The following is a 14,729-nucleotide window of genomic DNA, read 5'->3' as shown; positions in this document are numbered from 1 at the left end:
TGATAAGACTCTCAGCCTATCAGGTTGCAATAGAGGAGAAGAAAAAGATGGAAGCACGTTTCATTACTGATCGGCAGCAGTGGAACGACTTCGTGGAGAAGTCCCCCTACGGAAATATCACCCAGTCCTATGAGTGGGGTGAGCTGTCGAAGGATGTCGGTTCACAGGCGTTTCATGTCGGCGTGGTTGATGATCAGGGCAATCTCTGCGCCGCCATGCTGCTGCTGCTGGTCAAGATGCCGCTTTTGCGTAGCAGTTTCTTCTATGCGCCACGCGGTCCCGTGATCGATGATCCCGATTCCCCGGCGATGAATGTGCTGCTCAACTTCGTCAAGAGCGAGGCCCGTAAGAAGGGGGCCTTTATGCTCAAGCTGGAACCGGGAGTCGACGCAGGCGATACCACCTGGACCTCGGCCCTGACTCGTCGCGGCTTCAAGCCATCGAACCAGTTTCTGCACATTCGCAATGAATGGATCCTGGATATCCGGCCGGATGAAAAAGAGATCCTGGCCAACATGAAAGAGAAGTGGCGCTACAACATCCGCCTGGCATCCCGTAAAGGTGTAACGGTACGCGAGGCTAAAGGCCGGGAGGATATGGAAGCTTTCTATAGTATCCTGCAGGAGACCAGTGAGCGCGACCAGTTCTATATCCACAGCATTGAGCACTTTGAGTTGGTAGAGAAGCTATTTTCTGAGGGTGATCGCTACGCCATGTTGATCGCCGAGCACGAGGGCAAGCCGATTGCCGCTATCGTCCTGATGCGCATGGGTAAGTGGTGCTGGTATCGCTATGGCGCGTCCCTGACCAAAGGTCGCAACGTCATGCCCAATCACCTGCTGCAGTGGACCGGCATGCAGTGGGCCAAAGCCCGTGGCTGCGAATACTACAACTTCCTGGGCATTCCCACCACGCTGGAAGAGCCAGAGGCCAAGAAGGATCCGTTGTGGGGCGTCTATACCTTCAAGCGTGGCTTCAACGGCTTTGCGCGTACCGCGATGCCTGGCTACGACTTGCCCTACAACCCATTCCTCTACCAGGCTTACAGGCGCATGCTCGATTTCAAAAAGTGGCGTGCCGCCCGCCAGAATCACAAAGAAGAGGCCGAACAGGAGAAGGCCCCCGAACAGCCCCCCAAAACTCCCACCCACGCATAGCATACCTCAATGAGAGGATGTATCAAGCAGGCAGAAAGCGGAGGAGTGCGGGAGGGTCGGCTAGCCGACCCTCCCGCACTCCTCCGCTTTCTGCCTGCTTGATGTATTAAAAATCGGAGGTAGACTCTGACCCTATGGGTGGGTCGTCTCGGGTTTGGTGGAGATTTGGACCTTGCCTTCGCCGGTGTTGAGGAGGTTGCCCTCGAAGCCGATGGAGGGGAGCAACTGGGCCTGGGCCTGCGTGCTCAGCGGCAGCGCCCAGAGCTTGATGAAGCCGAGGGCGGCGTTGTGGTCGAACTGGTCTCCACTGTCGTAGGTGGCCAGGCCATGATCGTAGAGCGAGTGATCCGATTTGCGACCAACGATCTGACAGCGACCACGCGACAGCTTGACGCGTACCGTGCCGCTGGCGAAGCGCTGCGTGCTCTGGACGTACGCGGCCAGGTCCTGGTGCAGGGCGCTATACCACTGGCCGTTGTAGATCAGGCGGGCGTACTCGGAGGCGATCGTCTCTTTGAAGCGGATCTGTTCGCGGCTCAGGGTCAGACTTTCCAGGGCACTGTGGGCGGTGTGCAGCACCACGGCGGCCGGAGCTTCGTAGATCTCGCGCGACTTGATTCCGACCAGGCGGTTCTCGATGTGGTCGATGCGTCCGATGCCGTATTTGCCGGCCTCGCTGTTCAGGGTCTCGATCAGGACATAGCCGGGCATCTCTTCACCGTTGAGGGCGACCGGGATGCCGTTCTGGAAGCTGATCTCATAGTATTTGGGCTCCAGGGCGTCCATGGTGTCGGGATCGCTGGTCCAGGCGAAGACGTCGGCCGGTGGCTCGGCCCAGGGATCTTCCAGGATGCCGCATTCGATGCTGCGACCCCACAGATTCTGGTCGACCGAGTAGGGGCTGGCGTTGCTGACCTTGATCGGCATGTTGTGCTCGGCGGCATAGGCGATCTCGTTGTCGCGTGTCATGCTCCATTCGCGCACGGGCGCGATGATCTTGAGATCAGGAGCCAGCGTGTTGATTGAGACGTCGAAGCGCACCTGGTCGTTGCCCTTGCCGGTACAGCCGTGGGCCACGGCGACCGCTCCCTCCTGGCGTGCTACTTCAACCAGCAGACGAGCGATCAGGGGACGGGCCAGCGCTGTGGCCAGCGGATACTGTCCCTCGTAGATGGCGCCAGCCTGCAGGGCGGGCCAGACAAAATAGCGCACAAAATCTTCACGCCCATCCACGATCATGGACTTGATGGCCCCGATCTGGGTGGCGCGATCGGCGATCTCCTGCATGTTGCGCTCATTGCCGACATCAATGGTGACGGCGATTACGTCCAGGTCGTATTTTTCTTTGATCCAGCGAATGGCGACTGAGGTATCAAGTCCTCCAGAATATGCGAGTACAACGGATGGCATAGCTACTCCTCCTCCAGAATAGATATCTGTGATGTTCCGACGAGCTGTTGAATTGCGGTTGTGAAAGTTGTGGCGCGTTGCTGCCAGTCTTCTTGCGCCTGCGCCAGGCGTTGTCGGGCCTGTTCTAAACCCGGATTGCCAGTGCCGCCCTGATGGCTGCGGGCCTTGAGGCGTTCAACCAGTTGCTCCTGACTTTCGGTTGGCAGAGATAGGAGCTGATCGAGCTGGGCCGTGACCTCTTTGCCGACGATGCGATAGGCATCGCGGAACGGCATCTGATCTTTAGTGACCATGTCGTAGGCGCGATCGGTGGCGAAGAGCTCAAAGGTGCAGGCCTTCAGCAGTCTTTCTTTGTTGACACTTATCTTGCTGATCACCAGGGAGCAGATGTCGATGCTCTGCTGCGCCAGGTCCAGCGCCTCCATCAGCGGGCGCTTGGTCTCCTGGTAATCCATGTTAAAGCCGGATGGCAGGCCGCAGACGATGCCAAGGATATGCTGTTGATGGGCCAGCATCGTCTGGGCTCGCCCCCGCACCAGTTCCATGATGTCCAGGTTGCGCTTCTGGGGCATGATGCTGCTGCCGGTGCATACCTCCTGCGCCACCTGGAAAAAGCCGTACTCGGCCGTGGTAAAAAGCAGCAGGTCCTGGGCCATCTTGCTGAGGTCCAGCATGATCTGCGTCAGCGCCTGTACGATGGCCGCCTCGATCTTGCCGCGGGCGTTCTGTACGTAGATAACGTTATTCTGTACGCGCGCGAAGCCCAGCAGGTCAGCGACCAGCTGGCGATCGATAGGCAAGGGGACACCATAGCCAGCGGCGGAGCCGAGCGGCGACTGATCGTTGATCTCATAGGCCGCCGAGAGCAGGCGCTCATCATCGATGAGGGACTCGGCGAAGCTGGCGGCCCACAGGCCAACCGAAGAGAGCATGCCGCGCTGCATGTGGGTATAGCCGGGCATGGGAGTAGCCATCTGTTCTTCGGCGAAGTTCAAAAGCGTAGTGATCAGGTTGAAGAGCTTCTTGCTGGTCTGCGTTAGTTCCTCTTTGCTGTAGAGGCGTAGATCCACCAGCACCTGGTCGTTGCGCGAGCGGGCGGTATGGATATTCTTGCCTGCTGTACCGATTGTCTGCGTCAGATAGTTCTCGATGCTAGTGTGCACATCTTCATCCGAGGGCTGGACGACAAATGTATCTTCTTTCTCCAGCTCAAGGATCTCGTTCAGACCTTTTTTGAGGGATTGGAGCTCTTCGTCGTCGAGAATTCCAATCTGGTGCAGCATGATAGCGTGGGCCAGCGAGCCCCAGACGTCATGCCGAATCAGGCGATTGTCGAGCAGACTATTTTGCGCGGCCGTGTAGCGCTCCACCTGCTCGTTGATGCTATAGCCTTTTTGCCAGATCTTGCTCATCGCGCGCCCTCCTTCGCGCCGTGGGAGACGCTGGGATGGGCATGCCATGCGTGGCTGGCAGGCTGGTTGAGGGCACGAATGGATCTTGCCGTGGTGTCCGATAGGTTGGGGCACCCCTGTTGAACCATTAGCATGTGTGATCTCCTTCGATTGTGCTATGGAAGAAGCTGCAGGGCAATAAAAAACCCCCCGCCCCTTCCGTCAATCTTGAAGGGACGAGAGTGCAGGGATATCTTAATCATTGCCCTATCACACCCGTGGTGCCACCCTAATTGTCTTTCATGCAGGCTCTATGAGCAAGAGCCGAAAGACCACTTTTCCTGGTTACTTGCGAAACATGGGAACCAGCCACCTGTCCTACTTGTCTTCTGTGGTCCCATAAGTGTGTGGATCACAGCAAACTTTCTTCGGCCAGCCGCTCACGAATGCGTTCTGAGAGGACACGACCATTCCGAACTTCCACTCTACTCCGGATCGCTGTTGGTTGTAACTCTCGTACTATTTTCGTTCAACGCGGGTCTTCTTTAATATTTGTATTAGGATAACAGCCCTCTCCTGAAATGTCAAACCCCTGACTGCACATAAAAGTTGCCTTTTAGGAGGACATGTTTCACATATCCATGTAGATTCGTTTGTTATACAGGGGTGGTCCAGGCAGTCAGCGATATCTACCCGCGAAAGGAGCATAGCTCATGAGCGTTATTACCAATTGGGGCGCCGCCATCTATTCGTCGCTGGCGAATGCGCTCGGTATGGTGTTTGCGTTTATCCCGAGGCTGGTTGGATTCTTAGTCATTCTGTTGGTAGGCTGGATTGTAGCTTCGTTGCTGGCTAAAGGACTAACCCTGTTGTTGCGCCGTGTAGGCTTTGATCGCTTGAGCGATCGCATTGGGCTTACGCGCTTTGAGCAGCAGATGAATATGCGCATGGATCCCGCGACATTATTAGGAAAGGTCCTCTTCTGGTTTGTTTTCTTGATCTTCCTGGTGCCTGCCTTCAACGCCCTGGAGTTGAACGCGGTCAGCGTCCTGATCGGACAGATCGTTGGCTATATCCCTAATGTGTTTGTCGCGATCGTGGTTTTGCTTATCGGTATGCTGGTCTCGGCCGTGGTGGCCGACCTGGTGCGGGGTGCCTCCGCCAGTACGCGCATGGCGAATCCCAACTTCCTGGCCAACATCGCGCGTTACGCGATCCTGGGTTTCTCCGTGTTGATCGCTCTGGAGCAACTGCAGATTGCTCCCGCGTTGATTACGACGCTGTTTACCGCTGTCGTTGGTAGCATCGCGCTGGCCTGCGGACTGGCCTTTGGCCTGGGTGGACGCGATAGTGCCAAGCGTGTCCTTGAACGTAGCGAGAATCGTATGAACGTGGCCATGGCGCCCGCCTCGGGGCAGGGTCAGATCGATATGTCGCAGCCCTTTAATCAGCCACCATCGATGGTGGGCAAGGCTCCCGGTGAGCTTAATCAACCGGGACAGCCTACCCCCGCGGGTCCGACCACGGGCTACCCGTCCCAGACGCCCCCTACTCAGGGCTACCCGTCCCAGACGGCCTCCACCCAGGGCTATCCCCCACAGACCTCTACCGGGCAGGGGCCGAACGAGCCATGGCGTAGCAAATAACCGTTGTAACATCCGGGATCAGTGGTAACCGGCTCCGGTCTCCGGACGTTAATATATGTGGATTCCAGATATATGCAGAACCACAAAGGGCAACCCGCCCTTTGTGGTTTGTGAATAAAAAAGGAGATTTTCTATCTTTGCTTTTCTCTTGAATTTAGTACGCAAAAAATTTGTGCGCTTCGCCATTATCGGTGGCATTGGTATTCTCATTAATGATCTGGCGCTGGCTGCATTTATGTTTTTGTTCCATTTCTATCCAGTTGCCTATGTCTTTGCTTTTGCCGTCAGCAATGGCGCCAATTTTGCCCTGAACCAGCTCATTACCTATCCCGAATACCGCCCCAACCACGCTTCTATCTGGCTCTATCGGCTGCTGAAGGCCGAGGTGACCAGCATCTCCGCCCTGGTGATCTCTTTCTCGGTGGCTCTAATCTTCCACTATGTCTTCCACGTGAACGAATACCTCTCCAATCCGATCGGGCTCTGCTTCTCGTTTGTCTACAAATACCTGGTCTCGGATCGCTTCGTCTATCGTCCGCGTCCGACCAGAACCGCTGCGCCCAAGCATGAGCCGGTCACCGATCCGATGTTGCCGCCCACTGTCGACGAGGATGAGACCACTTCGGCGGCCGATTAGTTGTCGCCCTGACACGCCATATACATGTGTTAAAAGATCTTTAAATGTATAATTTTCACTTGACAATGGTTTGAGTGCTTACTATACTAAAGTCAAAGCTGGATAAGCACATTGGTTTCGTCGCTGCAACAGGTCTGGTAACTAGCTTGCAGTTACGAACAGTCATAGATGATCAGTACAATGTATTCAAGTAGAGGCGAGTGATCGAGGAAGAGTAGGCGGGTGTGGTATATACAGCGACCTGGAGGGTGGTGCAAATCCAGGTATACCAGCCGACCGAACACACCGAGAGAGCCTTGTGCGAACAGGCGCAGCAGCGCCAAAGCACACCGGATGGCCTCATCCGTTATCAAGAGCATCTTATAGTCTTGCGTTCTTTTGTTTGAAAGAGACAGGACTATGAGGCCGAGTGTCTGTCGGTTGGACAGAAATGAGGATGGGACCGCGGATTGACCTTCGTTCCTCGAGTTGCGAGGAATGAGGGTTTTTTTATGGGTAAAACCAGAAGGAGTACACTGACGATGGTAACGAGATTGAGTGAAGATCACATCAAGCTGGCGATACAGAAGGATGGTCGGTTGACCGAAGATACGCGTAATTTGTTGCGTACCGTGGGTCTGCATTTTGAATCCTATAAGCAGCGCCTCTTCAGTATCTGCCGCAACTTTCCGATGGATATTCTGTATGTGCGCGATGACGATATCGCGGAGTACGTTGCTGAAGGCGTGGTGGACCTGGGTATCGTGGGCCGCAACCTGGTGGTGGAGTCCGACAAGCCGGTTACGGAGATCATGTCGCTCAACTATGGCCATTGCAGCCTGAAGGTGGCCGTTCCCGCCGAGAGCGGCATTACAAACATCGAACAGCTGGCCGGCTGCAAGGTCGCGACCTCGTATCCCGTGACGACCAGTCGCTTTTTTCAGGAGCGCAACGTGGATGTCAACGTAATCACCATCAGTGGTAGCGTGGAGATTACGCCCGCGCTGGGCGTAGCCTCGGCCATCGTCGACCTGGTCAGCACTGGTAGCAGCCTGCGCCTGAACGACCTGGTCGCTATCGACAACGTGCTGGACTCGCAGTCGGTGATCATCGCCAACCGCGACTCGCTGGCCAACGACCATAAAGCCGCTATCATCGAGCGCCTGCTGACACGCTGTCGTGGCGTCATCGCCGCCTCCGAATATAAATACGTCATGATGAACGTCCCGTCCAGCGCGCTGGAATACATCTCCACCATTATGCCCGGCCTCAAGTCTCCCACCGTTCTGCCTACGGCCGATCCCTCCTGGATGGCCGTGCATACCGCCATTCGCGAAGACATGTTCTGGGATGTCATCGAAGAGCTCAAAACCCTCGGCGCCCAGGGCATCCTCGTTTCCTCCATCGAAAAAATGTTTGTCTAATATGGCTGCTGCGGTTGTATGATTTCCCTGCTATCTAATCATACAACCGCAGCATTGCTATTGCGCCTTCCGAGGTGGGAACCACTCTGCGTTCGCGAACAGAAAGCCGCCATGTCGTACGCTGTCAGTTATATCTGATATAACTTTTTCTCTGTCCTTTTTGAGCGCCGCTTCAAGAGCCGCACTCCGGCTGATGTGTGCTGGTCCAAATACATTGCTCCATGACTGAAGATCGAGCAGTAACGGAATAAGCGCTAAACCTTCCTCAGTTAAAGAAAAGATTTCGCGGCGTTTATCCTTTGGATCAACCACCTTCGTGATAATTCCCTGGCATTCAAGCCTTGCCAAGCGGTCGGCCAGGATATTCGTCGCAATACGCTCGTCTGATTTCAAGAATTCCCCATGTGTCCTTTTGCCGGCATAGACAATGTCGCGTACAATAAGCAGCGTCCACTTATCGCCGAAGATCTCAAGTGCGAAGTTAATAGGACAGTCAGACCTGAGTTGATTCTTTTGTATCTGGAACCCCTGTTTTGTTGGATGCAGACCTTTCATCCCTTTTGTTCCTTTTGAGCAGCCTTAAATACTTCTACATTCCGCGCTACAAATTCGGCAAATGGAGTTGGCTGGATACCAAACAGTTTATGTGTCTCGAGGAGCACTTTCGACTCAGAACCCTTGCGTCGCTCACTGTAAAGTTCGTTCACAGCATCCGCCAGTTGCTCCGGCATACCGAACATGACGAGTTGCTGTCGCTCCTGTTCAGGTGTGACGTTGACGTAGTGGATAGTCCTCCCAAGTGCCCTGGAAAGCTGCGCAGCAATAGCGTTTACCGTCATCGAGTCTGGCCCGCTTAGCTCATAAATCTTGCCTTCATGACCTTCAGTTGTAAGCACGGCATGGAGTACCTGGGCGATATCATGCACATCAACTGGTGCGATGAACGCGTTGTCCATAGGGATGAATAATGAGTCCTGCGCGATAACCGTCGCTGCTTCGAGCAGATACATTTGCATGAAGTGGGCCGGGCGAATATGCGTCCATGCCATGCCGGAATCCTCGAGGTGTTTCTCGATCTCGGCATGCATGCGTAAAAAACGGGCAGGGCTATTTTTATCTGGATTCAGGCTGGACAGTTTAACGATGTGTCGTACACCCGCCTTTTTAGCAGCATTGATAAATGATATCTGCATTGCGGCCATTGCTACCGGGTCTGCCGGAGATATAAGCACTGTTTTGTCTACGTCTTTGAGTGCGTCATCAAGTGTTTCTGGCTTGAGCATGTCGCCGGCTGCAATTTCAATGTTCGGATCATCTTCAAACATGTTCGCGTTTTTAGCGTCCCTCGTGAGTATGCGTACTTGCTCATGGCGTTTTCGGAATTTGTTCACAAGTGCCGTACCGGTCAGGCCAGTTGCTCCAGTAATAAGAATCATGATGTACTCCTACCTTTTCCTTTGCACTCACTGTCACGTCATTAGTTTGCATTTTGCAAACTAATTATAGCGTTATTATGGCGGAAATACAACAAAAAATGCTCCAATTTGGAGCATTTTTACCTTCTGTTCGCCTTATTCGACGTCCCTTGTTGTTTCGCATCATCTTGATGCCGATTCTCTTGACAATGGCGATCTGTCGCCTATAATTAATAAACAGACAATATGTTTATTAATTATAGGCGACCTGTTGTTTTGTCCATGAAAAACAGAAAAAACACGATGGGCAATGAAAAGGGAAGTGGTTATGAGTAAAAAGGCTCAATCGTATACAAAAGGTTTTGTACATTCCAAAGATGGGACTCAGATCGGGTACCGCCAGATGGGTAGCGGTCCGGGGCTTATTCTTCTGCATGGGGGGGGTAAATGCCTCGCAAAACTTGATGAAGTTGGGAGGTGCGTTGTCAAATGTGTTTACCGTTTATATTCCGGATCGTCGTGGGCGCGGCCTGAGCGGTCCTTTAGGTGCTAACTATAGCATCGAGAGGGAAGATGAAGATCTTGATGCCCTGCTTACGCAAACGGATGCGCACTTTGTTTTCGGCACCGCTGATGGCGCGCTCTTTGCCCTGCATGCGGCGATCTCGCTGCCCGCCATCCAGAAGGTCATCGCCTATGAGCCTGTTCTGTTCGCGGGCCAGCCAGGGTTGGAACCATTTATAGCCTCCATTCAGCATTTTGAGCTGAATATGGCTAAAGGTGGCCCGATTCTAGCCGTGGTAGGCCTGACAAAAGATCAGGTGAAGGCGCTTCGTCTTGTCCCAGATTCTTTTCTGATACCTCTGACCAGGTTGATATTGCGGCTAGTCGATCGGAATGTGAAAGGTGATGACGTGCCATACCGGGAACTTCTTCCCACGTTGCGCGATGAATTGCAGATCGTCACCCAAACGGAGGGCACCATTGAGAATTATAGAGGCGTGACCGCTGATGTCCTATTACTCCTTGGCAGCAAAAGCGCTGAATTCATCAAGGGAAGTATCAATGCTTTACATAACGTCTTGCCCCATGTTCAGCTAATTGAACTCCATGGATTAAACCATGATGCGGCACAGGATTATGGTAAGCCAGGGCCTATCGCGCAAGAAATAAAGCGCTTTATTCAAGATGCAGCAAAAGTCAGTATATAAGCTATTGTCTCGTGGCTTATCTACTGACTTTTGCTGGAATGCGCCATGCGAAGCGGTTTATGGTTGGCTGCGCATCAGCGTGGGCTCAGATATGTAGAGCTCTGCGAGTGGCTGCTCGTGCCGGTACTCGTCCCAGGCTTTGATGGGCAGCTCAGACAGATCTTTGTGGGCCAGAGCGCGCAGGAAGATGCGCATCTGCTTGATCCTGGTGACCAGGTGGATGTTGCAGTCGATGGCCAGGCGCCGCAGGGTGTAGTTCTGGTCGAAGTCGCGCTGCAGGCGGCCCGCGACGATGACGATGGCCAGGTCAACCTGGTGCTGGCGGAAGGCCTGCTCCACCTCTCCTTTCTCCGCTGATAAGAGGGTGGCCGCGACCTGGTGCCCCTGCAGAAACTGCCATGTCTCTTCGGTGGCGTAGAGCGGCAGTCCCAACTCTTTTAGATGCTGCAGGCTGGCGAGCAGGTCCTCCTGCTTGTCTTCGCCGGATATGCTGAGGAAGATGCCCTTCTGGGGCAGCGTGCCGCCCGAGGCCAGGATGGCCTTCAGATAAGCCTCTTCAAGATCCTCACCGAAGCAGGCGACCTCGCCGGTGGAGGACATCTCTACGCTCAGGACCGGGTCTGCCCCGGTCAGGCGCGAGAAGGAGAACTGTGGCGCCTTCAGGGCGACAAAGTCAGGTTCCGGAACCTCCGTGCAGGGCAACTCTTGCTGGGAGAAGATGGCGTCTACAAAGATGTCCATGAAGTTGACGCCGGTGACTTTGCAGATGAAGGGAAAGGTGCGCGAGGCACGCAGGTTGGTCTCGATCACGTAGAGCTGGCCGTCCTTGAGCAGGAACTGGATGTTGACCGGACCCGTTACCTCCAGCGCCTGTACGATCTGGCGTCCAATCGCAGCGATCTGCTGCTGCACCTCCTGTGAGATGGTCTGCGGTGGCAGGACAATCGTGGCGTCGCCCGAGTGAACGCCGGCATTCTCAATATGCTCCGAGACGACGTGGGCCTTGACCTGCCCGTGCTGGGCGACGGCGTCGAACTCCAGTTCACGCGCGTATTCAAAGAATTTTGAGACAGTCACGGGATGGTCGGGTGAGAGCGCGGCGGCCTGGCTGGCGTACAGCTCCAGTTCTTCGGGCGTGTCGCAGACCTTCATGGCGCTGCCCGAGAGCACATAGGATGGGCGAATAAGGACCGGATAGCCGACGCGCTCGGCGAAGGAGGTCAATTCGTCCAACGTCGTGAACGTGTTCCACTCGGGTTGTTGTACACCTAGTGTGTCCAGCAACTGTGAGAAGGTGCTGCGGTTCTCAGCGCGATCGATGTTTTTCGCCAGCGTGCCCAGCAGTTGACAGCCATACGCCGCCAGCGCGCGGGCGCGGTTATTGGGTGTCTGTCCTCCCACTGAAACGATCAGGCCCTCCGGCTGCTCGAAATCGTAGATGTCGGCGATGCGCTCAAAGGTCAGCTCTTCAAAGTAGAGCCGATCGGAGACGTCATAATCAGTGGAGACCGTTTCGGGATTGCTGTTGATGATGATAGCCTGTCTGTCGTGCTTCTTCAGCGCCTCGACTGTGCTGACGCTGGTCCAGTCGAACTCCACCGAGGAGCCGATGCGGTAGGGACCCGAGCCGAGCACGATCACGCCATCGCCGGAGCAGGGCGAGACATCATGGTGTCGCGCATTGTAGGTCAGGTAGAGATAGTTGGTCTCGGCCGGGAACTCCGCACCCAGCGTATCGATCTGCAAGACCGAGGGGCGTACCCCCAGCTGCTGGCGCAGATTACGGATGCTCATCTCGTCGCTGCCATGCAGTTCGGCGATGCGCTTATCCGAGATACCCAGCTGCTTCAGCTCCCACAACTGCTCGGCCGCCAGATCTCCGCCTGGTGTAACCGCCCCTTCATGCTCGATGATATTAGCGATGCGCGCCAGAAACCAGGGGTTGATGCCGGTCAGCGTATAGATCTCATCGATGGTGATGCCCTGCTGCAGGGCCTGCGCCAGCGCGAAGGGACGTTTGGGCGTCGGAGTAGAGAGATAGTGCCTCATCTCTTCCTGCGAGGAGAAGAAATCTGCGGCCGGCAGCGCGCCCTCGAAGTTCTGCTCCAGCATGCGCAGGGCCTTCTGGTAGGCCTCCTCAAAGGTGCGCCCGATGCCCATCACCTCGCCCACGGACTTCATGCCCGTGCCGATCGTTTCCTCCACCCCCTTGAACTTGGCGATATCCCAGCGTGGTATCTTGACGACCAGGTAGTCGAGGCTGGGCTCGAAGCAGGCACGGGTCACGCCGGTGACCTTGTTGGGCAGGCTGGTCAGATCGTAGCCGAGCGCCAGCTTGGCAGCGATATAGGCCAGTGGATAGCCGGTGACTTTGCTGGCCAGGGCCGAACTGCGCGAGAGGCGTGCGTTGACCTCAATGACATAATATTGGGTGCTCATAGGATCCAGGGCGAACTGGACGTTGCATTCGCCGACGATGCCCAGGCTGCGCACGATCTGGATCGAGGCCGCGCGCAGCAGGTGATATTCCTCATTGGTCAGGGTCTGGCTGGGCGCGACCACGATCGATTCGCCGGTATGGATGCCCAGCGGGTCCATATTCTCCATATTGCAGACGGTGATGCAGTTATCATGATGATCTCGGACAACTTCATATTCTATTTCTTTATAGTGATGAAGATATTGTTCAACCAGCACCTGCGGGGCAAACGAGAGTGCATGTTTAACGATATGCTCAAGTTCATTTTTTGTATTGGCGATACCCGAGCCCTGTCCACCCAGGGCGAAACCGGCGCGCACCATCACGGGAAAGCCGATCTGCTCTCCCAGTGCGAGCGCCTCGGCCAGAGTAGTGGCGCTCTGACTCTGCGGGGTTGGAATATTGATGCTATGAAGATGCTCGGCGAACTTCTGCCGATCCTCGGTTAGAATAATGGCTGAGATTGGTGTGCCCAGGATGCGCACGTTGTGGCGGGCCAGAATTCCCTGTTCATGCAGCTGGATGCCACAGTTCAGGGCCGTTTGACCGCCGAATGAGAGCAGGATGCCATCTGGCTGCTCGCGCTGAATGACCTGCTCCACGAAGTAGGGCGTCACGGGCAGAAAGTAGACACGGTCCGCCAGCAACTGTGAGGTCTGGATGGTCGCGATATTGGGATTGATCAGGACGGTCTGGACCCCCTCCTCCTTTAACGCCTTCAGGGCCTGCGAGCCGGAATAGTCGAACTCACCGGCCTGTCCAATCTTCAAGGCACCGGACCCCAGCAGCAGCACTTTGCGTAGTTGTTCCATCAAATTTTCTCCAGGAAGTAATCAAAGATCCACTCAGTGTCCACTGGTCCAGGGGCCGCTTCGGGATGAAATTGAACCGACATAAAGGGTTGGGAGACATGCATGATGCCCTCATTGCTGCCGTCGTTGGCATTGATAAACCAGGGCTTGAAGTCAGGTGGTACCTCGCTGACCACGAAGCCGTGATTCTGGGTCGTGATGTAGCAGCGCGGGCTACCCTGCATGATGCAGGGCTGGTTCTGGCTGCGATGCCCAAACTTCATCTTGCTGGTATCGCCACCGGCCGCCAGAGTCAGCAGATGGTTGCCCATGCAGATGCCCAGGGTGGGGATCTTCTGTTCCAGTGCCGTGCGAATGGTCTGAATGGTCGCCGTGGCCGTTTTGGGATTGCCCGGGCCATTGGAGATCAACAGGGCGTCGAAGTGGAAAGGGATATCCGGTGCGAACAGGTTATAATCCCAGGGCACCGTCGCGATGCGTACATTGCGGCGCTCCAGACAGCGCACGATATTCTTCTTGGCGCCGCAGTCCAGCAGTGCGATCGTTTTGGGACCGTTGCCTGAGATGGTAACTTCGCTGGTTGAGACCTGTGAGATCAGGTTGCTCTGGTTGGGATCAAAGAAGGGCACGTCCTCATCGAAGACGATTTTCGCCAGCATAGCTCCGTGGTTGCGGATGTGCTGGGTGAGCAGTCGCGTATCTTTGATTTCGAGCGCCGGCACCTTTTGCTGCTTGAGCCACTCGCTCAGGGTCATCGTGCTCTGGGCGTGTGACGGCGTATCAATGTAGTTGGAGACGATCAGCCCGGTAGCGTGGATGCGATCATCTTCCCACTTGTCCCGGGAGGGCACGCCATAGTTGCCGGCCAACGGATAGGTCAGGGTCAGAATCTGACCGGCGAACGAGGCATCAGTCAGTGACTCGGGATAGCCCACCATACCCGTGCTGAAGACGACCTCACCGGATCGTCCCTCTTCATAGCCAAAGGAGCGGCCCTCAAATTGCGTCCCATCCTCCAGGATTAGTTTGCCGTGGCGCAGGGGCCGCTGGGTTGAATCTGGTCTGGTTAGTACTGGCGTGTGCATGGATCATCCTTTCTTAACTGCCATTCCTCCGTTTGTCGCCAGGAGGTTTAAGCAGAACATAATGACAGGTCAACCGAAATGGA

At 55.3% G+C, this 14,729-nt stretch carries 12 protein-coding genes; 5 read left to right on the top strand and 7 right to left on the bottom strand.

Going from position 1 to position 14,729, the window contains the following annotated elements; all coding sequences use genetic code 11:
* Positions 1–47: 47 nt before the first annotated feature.
* Positions 48–1,157: a lipid II:glycine glycyltransferase FemX gene (locus tag AABA21_RS20055; protein WP_338253224.1), complete on the top strand. Its 1,110-nt coding sequence runs from the start codon at positions 48–50 to the stop codon at positions 1,155–1,157.
* Between the two features lie 132 nt (positions 1,158–1,289).
* Here the strand turns inward: AABA21_RS20055 and AABA21_RS20050 are convergent, their stop codons facing one another.
* The 3 genes from AABA21_RS20050 to AABA21_RS20040 are packed head-to-tail and all read right to left on the bottom strand — an operon-like array spanning position 1,290 to position 4,113.
* Positions 1,290–2,567, bottom strand: coding sequence for an argininosuccinate synthase (locus AABA21_RS20050; protein ID WP_338253223.1), 1,278 nt, complete (start codon positions 2,565–2,567; stop codon positions 1,290–1,292).
* Between the two features lie 2 nt (positions 2,568–2,569).
* The gene (gene argH / locus AABA21_RS20045; protein ID WP_338253222.1) at positions 2,570–3,979 is read right to left on the bottom strand and encodes an argininosuccinate lyase; all 1,410 of its coding nucleotides are present in this window, start codon (positions 3,977–3,979) and stop codon (positions 2,570–2,572) included.
* A complete protein-coding gene (locus AABA21_RS20040) occupies positions 3,976–4,113 on the bottom strand; it encodes a hypothetical protein (protein WP_338253221.1) in 138 nt (45 codons plus the stop codon). Before AABA21_RS20040 ends, argH begins: the two co-directional genes overlap by 4 nt.
* 558 nt (positions 4,114–4,671) lie before the next feature.
* Between AABA21_RS20040 and AABA21_RS20035 the strand changes: the two genes are divergently transcribed.
* The 3 genes from AABA21_RS20035 to hisG all read left to right on the top strand — a co-directional run bounded on the left by AABA21_RS20035 (position 4,672) and on the right by hisG (position 7,644).
* The gene (locus AABA21_RS20035; protein ID WP_338253220.1) at positions 4,672–5,604 is read left to right on the top strand and encodes a mechanosensitive ion channel family protein; all 933 of its coding nucleotides are present in this window, start codon (positions 4,672–4,674) and stop codon (positions 5,602–5,604) included.
* Between the two features lie 172 nt (positions 5,605–5,776).
* A complete protein-coding gene (locus AABA21_RS20030; RefSeq protein WP_338253219.1) occupies positions 5,777–6,241 on the top strand; it encodes a GtrA family protein in 465 nt (154 codons plus the stop codon).
* A gap of 521 nt (positions 6,242–6,762) precedes the next feature.
* On the top strand, positions 6,763–7,644 hold the full coding sequence (gene hisG, locus AABA21_RS20025; protein ID WP_338253218.1) for an ATP phosphoribosyltransferase: 882 nt from the start codon (positions 6,763–6,765) through the stop codon (positions 7,642–7,644).
* Positions 7,645–7,701: 57 nt separating this feature from the next.
* On the opposite strand, the gene AABA21_RS20020 is transcribed toward hisG, so the two are convergent.
* Together AABA21_RS20020 and AABA21_RS20015 are read right to left on the bottom strand one after the other, a co-directional pair.
* Complete coding sequence (locus AABA21_RS20020) at positions 7,702–8,199, bottom strand: winged helix-turn-helix transcriptional regulator (protein WP_338253217.1); 498 nt, start codon at positions 8,197–8,199, stop codon at positions 7,702–7,704.
* A complete protein-coding gene (locus tag AABA21_RS20015) occupies positions 8,196–9,080 on the bottom strand; it encodes an SDR family oxidoreductase (protein WP_338253216.1) in 885 nt (294 codons plus the stop codon). Before AABA21_RS20015 ends, AABA21_RS20020 begins: the two co-directional genes overlap by 4 nt.
* 470 nt (positions 9,081–9,550) lie before the next feature.
* Here AABA21_RS20015 and AABA21_RS20010 point away from each other — a divergent pair, with 470 nt between their 5' ends.
* A complete protein-coding gene (locus tag AABA21_RS20010) occupies positions 9,551–10,270 on the top strand; it encodes an alpha/beta fold hydrolase (RefSeq protein WP_420917164.1) in 720 nt (239 codons plus the stop codon).
* 57 nt (positions 10,271–10,327) lie between these two features.
* On the opposite strand, the gene carB is transcribed toward AABA21_RS20010, so the two are convergent.
* Together carB and carA are read right to left on the bottom strand one after the other, a co-directional pair.
* A complete protein-coding gene (carB, locus tag AABA21_RS20005) occupies positions 10,328–13,561 on the bottom strand; it encodes a carbamoyl-phosphate synthase (glutamine-hydrolyzing) large subunit (protein WP_338253215.1) in 3,234 nt (1,077 codons plus the stop codon).
* Complete coding sequence (gene carA, locus AABA21_RS20000; RefSeq protein ID WP_338253214.1) at positions 13,561–14,646, bottom strand: glutamine-hydrolyzing carbamoyl-phosphate synthase small subunit; 1,086 nt, start codon at positions 14,644–14,646, stop codon at positions 13,561–13,563. Before carA ends, carB begins: the two co-directional genes overlap by 1 nt.
* Between the last annotated feature and the right edge of the window lie 83 nt (positions 14,647–14,729).

This window comes from Dictyobacter halimunensis (genome assembly GCF_036245075.1).
The sequence above is the reverse complement of the archived record's forward strand: the minus strand, read 5'-3'. Positions and strand labels throughout refer to the sequence as shown.

What these genes read in the sequence shown, in the direction of transcription:
- AABA21_RS20055 (WP_338253224.1), top strand. Translation starts at nt 48, where the DNA reads ATGGAAGCACGTTTCATTACTGATCGGCAGCAGTGGAACGACTTCGTG.
- AABA21_RS20050 (WP_338253223.1), bottom strand. Translation starts at nt 2,567, where the DNA reads ATGCCATCCGTTGTACTCGCATATTCTGGAGGACTTGATACCTCAGTC.
- argH (WP_338253222.1), bottom strand. Translation starts at nt 3,979, where the DNA reads ATGAGCAAGATCTGGCAAAAAGGCTATAGCATCAACGAGCAGGTGGAG.
- AABA21_RS20040 (WP_338253221.1), bottom strand. Translation starts at nt 4,113, where the DNA reads ATGCTAATGGTTCAACAGGGGTGCCCCAACCTATCGGACACCACGGCA.
- AABA21_RS20035 (WP_338253220.1), top strand. Translation starts at nt 4,672, where the DNA reads ATGAGCGTTATTACCAATTGGGGCGCCGCCATCTATTCGTCGCTGGCG.
- hisG (WP_338253218.1), top strand. Translation starts at nt 6,763, where the DNA reads ATGGTAACGAGATTGAGTGAAGATCACATCAAGCTGGCGATACAGAAG.
- AABA21_RS20020 (WP_338253217.1), bottom strand. Translation starts at nt 8,199, where the DNA reads ATGAAAGGTCTGCATCCAACAAAACAGGGGTTCCAGATACAAAAGAAT.
- AABA21_RS20015 (WP_338253216.1), bottom strand. Translation starts at nt 9,080, where the DNA reads ATGATTCTTATTACTGGAGCAACTGGCCTGACCGGTACGGCACTTGTG.
- carB (WP_338253215.1), bottom strand. Translation starts at nt 13,561, where the DNA reads ATGGAACAACTACGCAAAGTGCTGCTGCTGGGGTCCGGTGCCTTGAAG.
- carA (WP_338253214.1), bottom strand. Translation starts at nt 14,646, where the DNA reads ATGCACACGCCAGTACTAACCAGACCAGATTCAACCCAGCGGCCCCTG.